Raw genomic sequence first — 13,040 nt, forward strand, 5'->3', positions numbered from 1 at the left:
AATAACTGAATAATTGAACTTTTGAGTCAACTTTGCCTTATAACTACAGTTATTCAATTATTACCTTACATCATCCATCGTTAACTTTGCCATATGGAATTCTTACAAAAACTACACATCGATAACGACAATAATGGCGTGTCCACAGGTTTGGAATGGCCGGCTGCCAATGGAGAAAAATTATTTTCCTACTCTCCCGTTGATGGCAAATTGATTGCCGCAGCAAGAGGTGCAGATAAAGCAAATTATGAGGCCGTAGTTGCAAAAGCAAAAGACGCGTTTGCCAAATGGCGCCTGTGGCCTGCTCCAAAGCGCGGCGAAATTGTGCGGCAGATCGGTGAAGCATTACGCCACCACAAAGAAGATCTCGGCAAGCTCGTTTCTTACGAAATGGGCAAAAGCCTGCAGGAAGGTTATGGCGAAGTGCAGGAGATGATAGACATCTGCGATTTTGCTGTTGGCTTGTCGCGCCAGCTGCACGGGCTTACCATGCACAGCGAAAGACCTGCACACAGAATGTACGAGCAATATCATCCGCTTGGCATTGTGGGCATTATTTCGGCATTCAATTTCCCTGTTGCCGTATGGAGCTGGAACAGTATGCTGGCATGGATCTGCGGTAATGTGACAATTTGGAAACCATCTGAAAAAACTCCTTTGTGCGGCGTTGCATGTCAAAAAATTGTAGCGGAAATATTTGCTAAAAACAATGTTCCCGAAGGCGTGAGCAATCTCGTGATCGGTGGTCGTGATGTGGGGGAATGGATGAGCAATGATGTAAATGTTCCGCTTGTTTCTGCAACAGGTTCTACGAGAATGGGTAAAGCGGTAGGTGCTGCTGTTGGTGCAAGATTGGGCAAGAGCATTTTGGAACTGGGTGGCAACAATGCGATCATCATTTCCAAAGATGCAGACCTCGACATGTCACTGGTTGGCGCAGTGTTTGGCGCTGTGGGTACTGCAGGGCAACGCTGTACTTCTACCCGCAGATTGATCATACACAAAGATGTTTATAACGCATTTACTGATAAACTGAAAAACGCCTACAAACAACTGCGCATAGGCAACCCGCTTGATGAGCTCAATCATGTTGGTCCGCTTATTGACAAAGACGCGGTAACCATGTATCTTAATGCAATTGATAAATGCAAAGCTGAGGGCGGCAACTTTATTGTGGAGGGCGGCCAAATGAATGGCGACGGTTTCGAAAGCGGCTGCTACGTGAAACCTTGTATTGCTGAAGTAAAAAATGAATACAGCATCGTGCAGCATGAAACTTTCGCTCCTATTTTGTATGTAATGAAATACGATAGTATTGATGAGGCCATTTCGATGCAAAATGGCGTTCCTCAAGGCTTATCTTCTGCTATCATGACGCTCAATCTTCGCGAAGCAGAGGCATTTCTCTCTCACGCAGGCAGCGATTGTGGTATTGCAAACGTTAATATCGGCACATCCGGTGCGGAAATTGGCGGCGCTTTTGGTGGCGAAAAAGAGACCGGCGGCGGTCGTGAAAGCGGCAGTGATGCATGGAAAGCGTACATGAGGCGCCAGACAAACACTATCAACTATTCTACCCAATTGCCTTTGGCACAAGGTATTAAGTTCGAGTTTTAGCAGTTTATTAACCGGCATTTTCGGAAGGCTAAGATTTTGGAATTAGTTGTTAAAAGGCTGCGATTGTTTATCGTTGATTCAGACAAATATTGCAAACATTCGATGATGTACAATTTTCGTCTGAAAATCCGTAAGTCTTTGCATCTGGCAAATGCGCGGTTCAATATCTTTTTTTGTGAACGGTATTCTTTTGTAAGATATTAATCCTCATATTTGATCCGCTGAAATTATTGTGCGGCAACCTTTTGCCGGGATACAGCGTTTTATTTCAGCGTAGGAAATTATAAACCCAAATTTTTACAAGTGAAAAAAATTATCATTTTAGCTGGATTTGCTCTTGTGGTGAGTGGTTCTACATATGCACAGGGAACATCCGTAAAAACAGATTTACCCCACGGCTGGCAATTGCTTGACAAATCGAAAGATGGCGTGTACGGCTTGAGTATGGACAAAGCCTATGAATTCGTAAAAGGAAAAAAATCAACAACAATCGTCGTTGCGGTAATTGATGCAGGTATCGACACTTTGCACGAGGACCTGAAAGATATATTGTGGGTGAATCCAAAAGAAATTCCAGGCAATGGCATCGATGATGATCACAACGGCTATGTAGACGATGTGCATGGATGGAACTTTATTGGTGGGAAAGATGGTCGCTATGTGAAAGAAGATTCTTACGAAGCCATCCGTGTTTACTATCAATTCAAAGACAAATATGAAAACAAACCTATAGACGTTACGAAGTTCAGCCAGGAGCAGAAAGACGAGTACGAAATGTGGCTGAAAGCAAAAGAGAAAGTTGTAGGTGATGCAACTGGTGGTGTAGATACAAAAATGTTGCAGAAAGTTTTAGAGATGTCTGTTAAGAACGATTCCATTCTGAAAAAATCTATTGGTAAAGATGTTTACTCAGGTAACGATCTTGACTCTTTTGCAGCCGTAACTCCAGATGCAGCAAGAGCGAAAGCCGGCTTCCTTTATTTGCTGAAAGCAAACAATATGATGGAGTCTACCAACAAAGAATTCATCGATGGCCTTAGTGAATACGTAACCAGCGAAGAAAGAAAAAAAGATGGTGCTTCCAATCCTCCAAAACCTTACCGCGCTGAGATCGTAAAGGACAACGAAATGGACTTCAATGATAAATTCTACGGCAATGCCGATGTAATGAGCGGCAATCCTTTCCACGGCACGCACGTAGCAGGCATCATTGCTGCAAAACGCAACAATGGCCTCGGTATGGATGGCGTTGCGGATAATGTAAAGATCATGGCGATCCGTGCCGTTCCTGATGGCGACGAGCACGATAAAGATATCGCGTTGGCTATCCGTTATGCTGTTGACAATGGCGCAAGAGTAGTAAACATGAGTTTTGGTAAAAGCTTCTCTCCAGAAAAAAAATGGGTTGATGAAGCGGTGAAATATGCTGAATCAAAAGGCGTTTTGCTTGTACATGCTGCAGGTAACGACGCTGCGAATGTTGATTCAGTTGACAACTTCCCTAATCCATATTTAAGAGCAAGCGGCACGAGAGCGACCAACTGGATTACCGTTGGCGCCAGCAGCGAACTTTCTGCAGAGAGCTTCAAAAGCTATACAGCCTCTTTCTCTAATTACGGAAAAAGTACTGTAGATGTTTTTGCTCCCGGTACTAAGATCTATTCAACTATTCCTGGTGGCAACACTTATGGCAATGCACAAGGTACAAGTATGGCGTCTCCTGTTGTAGCAGGTTTGGCCGCATTTATCCTTTCATATTATCCTGAACTTACTCCGCAACAGGTTAAAATGGTGATAGAAAAGTCTGTGGTTAAATTGCCTGAGCAAGTTAAAAAACCAGGTTCTGATGATATGGTGAACATGTCTGACCTGTGTACTTCCGGTGGTATCGTTAATGGTTACGAAGCTATCAAACTGGCTTCTACATTGAAACTTGAAGGCAAGAAAGCACCAAAGTCTTCTTTGAAAAAAGGCAAGAAAGACTAATTCAATTAAGAATTCATTATATGCAGAATGCCGGACGAAAGTTCGGCATTCTTGTTTTTTGGGGTCGGCGGTAGAATATAGATGGAACTGAGGTTGCGACGCTCCGTTCAACAGTATATCATTGATCGGCAATTGTAGAGAAGCGTTGAACGCGTCTCCTGCCAGACGCATTCAATGCGCCTCTACGGAAGTTGCAATAAAAAAAGGCCGGATCAAATCCGGCCGTGTATTAACTTTTCATATTTACAAATTGCAAGGCGAGTCCAAGGTTCCAGCTTTTACTGGCTTGTATCACATCTTGCAGATCATCAATTTTTTTACCCGTTACACGCACAATATCATCCATGATGGCAGCTTGCACTTTGAGGCCACTGTCTTTAATGTTCTTTACTATTTTCTTTGCGTCTTCCTGCTTGATACCGTTGCGAATAGTAACGTCTTTCTTCACAACTTTTCCGCTCGGATAAGCTTCCTTGCTCAGATCAAATACTTCAGGAGGCAGGCCCTGTTTCATGCTTCTGCTAATCAAAACATCAATAATTTGGTTCAACTGCATGTCGCTGCCAGATTCAAGTGCAAGGGTTAGATCTTTTTTATTCAACTCAATAACCACGTGTGCACCTTTAAAATCGAAACGATTAGTTACTTCTTTTTTTACTGTATTAATGGCATTATCCACTGTTTGTACATCTACTTTGCTTACGATATCAAAAGATGGCATAAGAAATCATTTAATGGTGAAGCTGTAAAAGTAGGATTTTAGTTGAAAATGGAAAATGGGACAATTTGAAAATTTGAAGATTTGAAAATGTAGGGGCGAATTGCATTCGCCCTGACAGTCCGCAATGCTGGAATTTAATTTCGCTGCTTAAAAAAATAATACCAGCGATCGCCAATAAAAAAAGGAACACAGCTCACCAACTGTGCTCCTTAGATTCCACGAGTAACTATGCTGCTATTTTAAGGGTGTTTCAAGGCGTAAGGTTTAGGAATTAGTTGAAAATTGAAAGTTGAAAGTTGAAAATGTTTTATGTACTGATTGCTGAAAGTAGCAAGCATCTCCTATGTTCGATTTTCAATCCCCCGCCGGTGCATCTCGTCGAATGCGATTCGCCCATACAACAACCCATTTTCAACTTTCAACTTTCAATTTTCAATTAATTTCTAATCTCCGCCTCCGCGTTTTACGCGATTGCTTTCATCGTCCGCGCCGCCGGTGCGTCTGTTTTGTTGGGCATTTTGAATTTGTTTACCAAATCTCCAAACAAATGAAAGATTCACTACGCGGCTATCTCTATGTTGATTGAATGTTGCCTCTGTTTGCTGGAAGTTGATTTCTCCTTTTATCTTTTGTGTGTACAAAATATCGCGTGCATTCAATTTGATCGTTGCTTTGTCTTTCAAAATGTTTTTTGCAACGCCTGCTGACAACTGTCCGAAAGGATGAAGCAGGATCTGACCTTCTATGCCTTTTGTTCTGTAAAAGCCCGATAACTCTGCGCTCCAACCTTTTTTAAATTTAAACTGGTTATTAATGTTGGTCATGAAATTAGTCGCTTCAATATCCAGCGGTTCGTTATACAGTGTACCCTGATAGTGGTTGTAATTCACATTTGCATACACACTTGCTGTCCACCATTTTGCTATCGGAATTTGAGCACTTACCGCTACACCCGCATTATCGCGTTTGCCAATATTTCCTCTGTGAATGATCGTTGCATTTCCTTGTTGCTCGAATGTTTCAGCGAAAATATTCTTCGTATGACTATAGTTCAAAGTAGTAGTAAGGAACTTTCTATAAGTATGCGAAAACTCAATATTGTTGGTGTACTGAGGCTGCAGATATGGGTTACCTACCATGTACGTATAGTTGTCCAGGAAGAACATGAACGGATTCATATCCTGGTAAGCCGGTCTGTCGATACGGCGGCCATAGTTCAGGTTCAGGTCATTCTTGTCGTTTATCGCATACGTCAGGTAAGCTGTAGGGAACAAGTTGTGATACGAGTTAGTAAAAGATGAATCTTTCTGTGCAATGTTTCCGGACTGTTTGCCATTGTTGTTGGTATTCTCGTATCTAAGACCTACCTGCATGCTAAACTTATTGCTGATTTTCTTATTGAAATTAACGTACGCGGCATTGATATTTTCTTTGTAAGTAAAAGAGTTCGTTTTATTGTTGTCAACGGTTTCGTGCCCATTTTCAATATTATAAAAGTTGGCGCTGTTCACAGTTGTAACGTAACTGCTCTTAATGCCCACTTCCAGTTTTGCATTTCCTTTCAATGGTTTTGTGTAGTCAACCTTTCCGGAATAAATGTTTACATCTACAGGCATGTAAGCACGCAGGTATTGTTGTCCAATCAGCAACCATTCAGGGTTAAAGGTGTTGTTGGTAAAATGCTGATCACCTTTATTGGTATAGTTTGCGAAGTCAACGTCTGCGGTTATCTCCTGCCCTGTGGTATCAAACTGATGACGCATGTTCAGGTTCACGCTTCCGCTATTGTATCGCGTATCGATCGTATTTACGGAAGACGTAATAGAATCTGTGTTGTAGTTAGGATCTTTTAAGAAGATCGTGCTTTCGCTGTAGTTTATCTCTTTGTTTAAATAACCATTCAATACAACGCCCAATGTTGTTTTCTTATTCAGGAAATAATCCATCCCTACTTTAAGATTATTGTTTCTTTCTTTAAACTTCATCCAGCTGTCTTGTTCAAAAATGCCATTGATCTGTTTTGTATTGACATCTTTAAACTTGCGGGTGATGTAAAGTTGGTTGTAGCCGTTCCAAATGCTGTAGCTGTAGTTTGCAAAAATGTTGAACTTTCCTGTGCGGTAGTTAAGATTGAGGCTATTATTGGTTTTCCAGTATGAACCCTGTCCATAATTGAGCGTGAGGCTACCGTTGAAACCCTTTTGCTTGTTCTTTTTAGTGCGCAGGTTAATGATTCCAGAGTTGCCCGCAGCATCATATTTCGCAGACGGATTCGTCATAATCTCAATTTGATCCAACGCACTTGCAGGAAGGCTTTTCAAATAATTAGTCAGATCTGCAGAAGACAAATAAGTCGGTCTGCCGTCTATCATGATAGTAACGCCCTGTTTCCCTTTAAGACTGATGTTACCATCCTTATCAATCGTAATGCCTGGCGATTTTTCTAAAACTTCCAGCGCGGTAGCCCCCACGTTGGTAACGGATGCTTCTACGTTTACAACCGTTTTATCGGCTCTTATTTCAACAGGCGGTCTGTTGGCTACAACCGTTACATTGTTCAATTCTTTACTGGATGTCGTAAGTTTTACAGGCAGGTCTTTTGCGGTGCCAGTCTGGGTAACTTCGATCGACTCCGACGTAAATTTTTTATAACCGATAGCTGTAATGGCTACAAGGTATTTGCCTTTGATAAGATTTTTTAGTTCGAAATGTCCTTTTGCGTCCGTCTTGCGAATCAGGACCTGTGATGAGTCGGTTGCTCGCAGAAGCAAAATGGTCGCATCCTGAACCGGGTTTCCTTTGTCGTCATTTACGGCACCAATAATTTGGTTTCCAGGTATTTGTGCTTGGCTGATATAAGATAAGGTTACAAATGTTAGGACCTTCAGCATAGTCAGTAAATCTCTCATGGTGTGGTGTATAGTACTGTTTATTGATTATTACAACACAAACTTATGTACTATGCATTACACAGTACATTGTTTTATGTCGAACGGTGTTTGCTACTGATATTCGGTAGTAGGTAAGACAGAATCGGTCATTTTCATGTTACACTTTTACGGTGGTTTGTTATGAGAGGTGATTGAGACAGTTGAATGGAATTTGGGAGATAAGTTGGCGGGGGACAAGACAATTTGCCTTTGGGGGCAAATTGCATTCGCCCTGCTACCCCCTCGGGAAAGATGAATTGAAAAACGAAGGTGAAAAATCGAAAAGGCCGGATCAAACTTATTGCCTCTTTATTTGTTTTATTTCAGGCCATCGGAAAGCAGTATGCTGTGTATTGAGCTGACATCAAACAAGGAAAATTAGTAGATATTTCATGTTTATTCTCTGCTTGCATATTTTAATAAGAATAAACACTTATCTCTTGAAGAAAAAGAAAATTTATTTCATCTTATCGGCCTGCCAACACAATATTTTACAGGCTTTTACCCTTAATGTTTTTTATCTTTACAAGAACGATCTACGAAAACCTTAGTAAAACATTTGTTAAACAGTTTTACCGGTAATTCAAGATGTTTTCTTGCTTCGTTAATTTGTATTGTTATTAATTTTTGACGTTTACGTTCTATCAAAAGGAAGATTATATATGACAACAAAACAAGTATTCTCGATTATTTTAATTAGCGCTGCTACGTCTGTTGGAAGTATGTGGGCGTATAATAAAATAACCACCCAGACCGCTTACCAGTATCCGGTGGCTGACAGTGGTAAGCTTCCGTCGAATTATGCAGGTTTTTTTGATGGTGCGACCGGCGGTGCTCCTCCTACAGACTTTACACAGGCTGCTTCTGCTGCTATTCCGGCAACTGTTCACATTAAAACAAAGGCCACTCGTACGGCTTCAAATAATTTACCAAGGAAAAATCCATTGCTGGACCTTTTTGGATTTGATTTTGACGACGACGGTATGGGCGGCATGCCACGTTCTATCCCTTCAATGGCTTCCGGTTCAGGGGCAATTATCAGTGAAGACGGTTACATCGTGACTAACAATCACGTTATTGAAGATGCTGACGAAATCAACGTGACGCTGAACAATCAAAAAAGCTTTAAAGCGAAACTAATCGGTACTGACCCAAGCAGCGACATCGCTGTTATTAAAATCGATGCGAAAGGATTGCCATTCTTACTGTATGGCAACTCAGATGACGCAAGGATCGGACAATGGGTATTGGCCGTAGGTTATCCGCTTACATTAGAAACGACTGTGACAGCGGGCATCATTAGTGCAAAAGGCAGAACCTTGAATATTAATGGCCGACAGAGCAACACGCCTATCGAGTCGTTCATTCAAACAGATGCTGCGGTGAACCCGGGAAACAGTGGCGGTCCGCTTATTTCAACGGACGGCAAAATGCTTGGTATTAACTCAGCCATTGCTTCTCCAACCGGTTCGTTTGCTGGTTATTCATTTACTATTCCGGTAAACATTGTTAAGAAAATTGTTGCCGATATCATCAAATATGGTACTGCACAAAGAGCTTATCTCGGTATCAACTACCTGAGAGATGACATTACTGAAGAGCAAAAATCACAAGCCGGCATCAAGAACGGTGACGGTGTGTATGTAATGGACGTTGTGAAAGAAGGCGCGGCTGCTTCTGCTGGTATTAAAAAAGGTGACTTCATTGAAAAGATCAACGATGTTACTGTAGCTACAAGTGCTGATATGGTTGGCCAGATCGCAACTTATCGCCCTGGTGATAAAATCAAGATCAGCTACCGCCGTGATGGCAAACTGAATGATGTGATGGTAACATTGCGCAATAGTGCCGGCACAACCGAAGTAGTAAAAAATACTGCGGCAGACAAACTCGGCGCCGACCTTGAAACGCTGTCTAAGAAAGATGCCAACGAACTTGGTGTTAAAGGCGGCGTTCTTGTAAAAAGCCTTAAATCCGGTGGATTACTTGAGCGTTCAAGAATTCAGGAAGGTTATGTAATTCTAAAAGTTAATGGCCAGGAAGTGAAGACTGTAGATGAGTTTAGAAAAGCTATCGAAAGTTCTGGCGCAAACGCCAAACTGGAAGGTGTGTATCCTGGTTATGAAGGTATATATCCATACCCATTGAAATTAAGTGACAATTAATGTTATGCAATCCAAAAATAAAAGGCCCTTCGGGGCCTTTTATTTTTGGATAATGTGAAGATGTGGAAATTTGAAAATTTGAAAATGACGGGTGCGGCTGCGAAATAGACACAGGCATGCATAATCGGCTAGTGCTAACAACCATCAACTAACAACTAACAACTTTTCCTACTCTCAACTCTTTCCCTCCATTTTCAACTTTCCACTTTCTATTTTCAATTAAATAAATCCTTTACAATTCGGTGCGCCACATCTGCACTTCAACTTTCCATCGTGGTGGGTTTCTCCATAATTACAGGTGAGCTCCTCTCCTTTTTTGATTGGCTTTAAGGTGTAGAACTCTACTTTTCCATGCGCTACACGCATGTACGTGTTGGGACCGCAGGAGTGATTGATAAAATTCAATTCGTTTTTATTCACGCTGCCGTTTAGTGCTCGTCCATCGCCAAATTCAACACACGCGATACGCTTTTGCGAAGCCACGAGCAGCCGTGCTTTGCGAAGACTAACAATCTCTCCGCCCATATTTCCGAGCTTCTTTTTAGCAGGAATATTTTGTAACGCAAATGTGCCGGTTCCATCAATCTTGCTTTTTTTCGATTCGAGTTTATAAGTTAGAGACATGGTAGAATTAATGAGTTGCTACAAAGATGGAGAAAAAATGAGGCTTCAACAAGCTTAGCCTGACAGCGTAAACTGTGTGTTAGGCTAAGCTTGCTGAAGCCCTTGCAAAAACTCAAATGTATCGTACGGTTGGGCAGGCTTTGCAGGCCATGTTTCCTTCCTGTGCGTACCAGCGGCATTCCGGTCTTATGCTACACGGAGGTAATTGTTCATTGTTTACTTTTTCTTCCATAGCTGTTAACACACGCTTTATAACACCACATTCAGCACCTGTCCATTGTTCGCATCCACTCTTTACGCATTTATTTACAAAACGAAATTTCTGCTCGGCAACCTTTCCGGTGTTTGCAGCCTTTACAAAAACATCGTCAACCTCTATAGGCGTAGAAAGAATGTCTACAGAATTATCCTTTACTATACCAAGCAGCTTTGAGCCCTCGTATAAAGGTGCACTCGGGCAAAGGAATTTCTCTTTCATCCTATTGAGTTTCGTTGTGCAATACTAATCGGACCTGTGGTGTTAGCAAGACCGTGTTGATTTTCAATTTGAGAAAGGGCGCCTTTTAGTTCATTGCTCATTAGCTGCAATATTCTGCCGCCATTGATCAACCATTTCTGGAAAATAAATCCGCCGCCGACAGCTGTTGGTGCTTCCGTTTTTGCATTAGCGCTGGCAAGATCCAGTTCACCGAGTTTGTGCATAAAAGCCTGGTTCAGCGCTTTGCTTATTTCAGCCTGATACTTGTCAGGAATGTCCAGCCCTTCTACTTCGATCGTGAATTTTAATGATTTTGACATAATGATTAAGGTTTAAATGGCGCCTACTCTTTTAGCGGATTTTCGGCAAGCTTCCGTAATTGAAATAGACGTTATTTAAAGAACGCTGGCAAACAATTGAGGAAATCTTTGTGCGAATAAAAATTCATCACTATTTTTCAGGCAGCTTACTGCTTATGTGTCCATTCATCCGAGATAATTCCAACTAGAAAATTCATCTTTCCATTTATTTATTGTTGAACCCGCAATCATGAAAAAAATATTTTTTTCTTCGGCTTTCATATTATCGTCGTTTGCCAAATTACACGCACAGAGTGGCTGTACGGATGTAGCTGCTAACAACTATAATGCTACTGCAAAAACAAATGACGGCTCCTGCAAATACAACGACATCATGTTGACCCCTAAGGTAAAATATACAATGGACAATAGCTTGAGGGAAACATCAGGTTTGTTGTATTGGGATGGCAAAGTGTGGACATTCAATGACAGCGGCGGATTACCAGAGATATATGCTATCGATTCTGCTACGGGCAACATCACTAAAATAGTCACCATTTCCAACGCTACGAATATCGACTGGGAAGAGATCACACAGGATGACCAATACATTTACATCGGCGATTTTGGTAACAATGCGAGCGGCAATCGCAAAAACCTGCGCATCTATAAAATTGCAAAGGCTGATGTACAATCATCTACAAGTGTGCATGCACAAGCAATCAATTTCTCCTACAGCGATCAAACAGATTTTACTGCAACAGCAAGCAATCAAACCAACTACGATTGCGAAGCTTTCGTGGCATACAATGACAGCTTGTTTTTATTTAGCAAAGACTGGGTCGATTTTCACTCAAGGCTATATTCTTTGCCAAAAACGCCCGGCACTTATACGGCTAATTTAAAAGCAGACATTTTGGTCGACGGTCTAATCACGGGAGCCACCATTTTGCCCTCGCAAAAAACAATTGTGTTAACCGGCTACTCCACTGTGTTGGCGCCATTTTTATATTTGTTGTATGACTTCTCCAACAACGACTTCTTTGGAGCCAATAAAAGGAAGGTTCAATTGAATTCAGCCTTTACGCAAATGGAAGGCATTGCCGCAATTAGCAGCACTGCCTTTTTTGTGAGCAATGAATTTTTCCAACGTTCTATTATCACCACACCGGCGAGATTACAATCAGTTAATCTTTCTTCTTTGCTTACCACTTATTACACAGCACTTCCATACGAGCTGCAATCTTTCCAGGCCACAGTCAATGACAGCGATGTAACCTTGCGCTGGCAACTGAACAGTACCAACGATATTACAGATATTACGGTTCAACGCAAAAGAAGCACGGAAGCTAACTTTAGTGATTTGCAACCAATAGGAGTGAATGAAATAACGTTCATAGATAAAGGCGCCTTGCAAGACAATAGCACGATTCAATACAGGTTAAAATTTACTGATAAAACCCAACAAGTTCATTACAGCAAAATTGTTGCGGTGTCAAAAAACAAAGGCAATTCAGTCACCATAACAGCATCCTACAACAAGCTTAAAGTTATTTCCGATAATAACATTTCCGGCACAATGGATATCGTTAGTACAAACGGGAGTCTTGTAAACAGATCAACTATATCTGGAACTAATCCTACTATAGACATTTCCAATTTGCCCGCAGGTGTTTATGTGGCAAGGCTTTCCATGAATGCTTATAGCCAGTCGGCAAAATTTTTTAAGCAATAAAAAAAGTCCTGAAAAATTTTCAGGGCTTTGCTGACCTCACCGCGCCCGGTCATACAACACTTGCACCCACTGAATGCTATCGGGATACTGCATTTTATAACGTTCGAAATCCCATCTGAATACCAAAATGTCACATTCTTCAGGTTTTTCTCTGTTATATATCACAGGAAAATATTGACCTTGTATTTGAGCCCATACTTTGCTTACCGCCCCGCTTCCTATACCGCCAGCATGTAATGTGTCATTCACGTAAAACTTAAAAATTGCAGATCTTGATCCTTTGGAATTCTCAAACCTTGTAAAATATCCTGTTGAATAAGCAGCATGCTCTATTATTCGATTATAGATTTTTCTATTATTCCATAAAGCGTAGAAGTAAAGAGAACTCGCAAATAATAAAAAAAACACTCCAGCTATTATCTTATTCCATCGCTCATTTTTCAAAAGCTCATTTGCCTTATTCACGTCTATTTTCATACCTTACT

General features: G+C 41.3%; 10 protein-coding genes. 4 read left to right on the top strand and 6 right to left on the bottom strand.

Annotation, left to right across the window (positions count from 1 at the left end; translation table 11 throughout):
• Positions 1-93 precede the first annotated feature (93 nt).
• Complete coding sequence (amaB, locus tag QJ048_RS17265; protein WP_282335653.1) at positions 94-1,617, top strand: L-piperidine-6-carboxylate dehydrogenase; 1,524 nt, start codon at positions 94-96, stop codon at positions 1,615-1,617.
• A gap of 303 nt (positions 1,618-1,920) precedes the next feature.
• Positions 1,921-3,603, top strand: a complete 1,683-nt coding sequence (locus QJ048_RS17270; protein ID WP_282335654.1) for a S8 family peptidase — start codon at positions 1,921-1,923, stop codon at positions 3,601-3,603.
• 229 nt (positions 3,604-3,832) lie between these two features.
• Here the strand turns inward: QJ048_RS17270 and QJ048_RS17275 are convergent, their stop codons facing one another.
• Both QJ048_RS17275 and QJ048_RS17280 read right to left on the bottom strand, forming a co-directional pair.
• Positions 3,833-4,324, bottom strand: coding sequence for a YajQ family cyclic di-GMP-binding protein (locus QJ048_RS17275; protein ID WP_282335655.1), 492 nt, complete (start codon positions 4,322-4,324; stop codon positions 3,833-3,835).
• A gap of 443 nt (positions 4,325-4,767) precedes the next feature.
• Positions 4,768-7,233, bottom strand: coding sequence for a TonB-dependent receptor domain-containing protein (locus QJ048_RS17280; RefSeq protein WP_282335656.1), 2,466 nt, complete (start codon positions 7,231-7,233; stop codon positions 4,768-4,770).
• A gap of 683 nt (positions 7,234-7,916) precedes the next feature.
• On the opposite strand from QJ048_RS17280, the gene QJ048_RS17285 reads away from it, so the two are divergent.
• A complete protein-coding gene (locus QJ048_RS17285; protein WP_282335657.1) occupies positions 7,917-9,419 on the top strand; it encodes a trypsin-like peptidase domain-containing protein in 1,503 nt (500 codons plus the stop codon).
• Positions 9,420-9,638: 219 nt separating this feature from the next.
• Here the strand turns inward: QJ048_RS17285 and QJ048_RS17290 are convergent, their stop codons facing one another.
• The 3 genes from QJ048_RS17290 to QJ048_RS17300 form a co-directional block, all read right to left on the bottom strand.
• Positions 9,639-10,043, bottom strand: a complete 405-nt coding sequence (locus QJ048_RS17290; protein ID WP_282335658.1) for an SET domain-containing protein — start codon at positions 10,041-10,043, stop codon at positions 9,639-9,641.
• 112 nt (positions 10,044-10,155) lie between these two features.
• Positions 10,156-10,521, bottom strand: coding sequence for a hypothetical protein (locus QJ048_RS17295; RefSeq protein ID WP_282335659.1), 366 nt, complete (start codon positions 10,519-10,521; stop codon positions 10,156-10,158).
• Positions 10,518-10,841 (bottom strand): hypothetical protein, encoded by a 324-nt coding sequence (locus tag QJ048_RS17300; protein WP_282335660.1) that lies wholly within the window; start codon positions 10,839-10,841, stop codon positions 10,518-10,520. Before QJ048_RS17300 ends, QJ048_RS17295 begins: the two co-directional genes overlap by 4 nt.
• A 229-nt stretch (positions 10,842-11,070) precedes the next feature.
• On the opposite strand from QJ048_RS17300, the gene QJ048_RS17305 reads away from it, so the two are divergent.
• Positions 11,071-12,555: a T9SS type A sorting domain-containing protein gene (locus QJ048_RS17305; protein WP_282335661.1), complete on the top strand. Its 1,485-nt coding sequence runs from the start codon at positions 11,071-11,073 to the stop codon at positions 12,553-12,555.
• 36 nt (positions 12,556-12,591) lie between these two features.
• Here the strand turns inward: QJ048_RS17305 and QJ048_RS17310 are convergent, their stop codons facing one another.
• Positions 12,592-13,032 carry a hypothetical protein gene (locus QJ048_RS17310; protein ID WP_282335662.1) on the bottom strand — a complete coding sequence of 147 codons (441 nt, stop codon included), beginning with the start codon at positions 13,030-13,032 and terminating at the stop codon, positions 12,592-12,594.
• Positions 13,033-13,040 lie beyond the last annotated feature (8 nt).

Origin of the sequence: Pinibacter soli, from assembly GCF_029961145.1 — a bacterium.
In the GTDB taxonomy this organism is placed as follows: domain Bacteria; phylum Bacteroidota; class Bacteroidia; order Chitinophagales; family Chitinophagaceae; genus Pinibacter; species Pinibacter soli.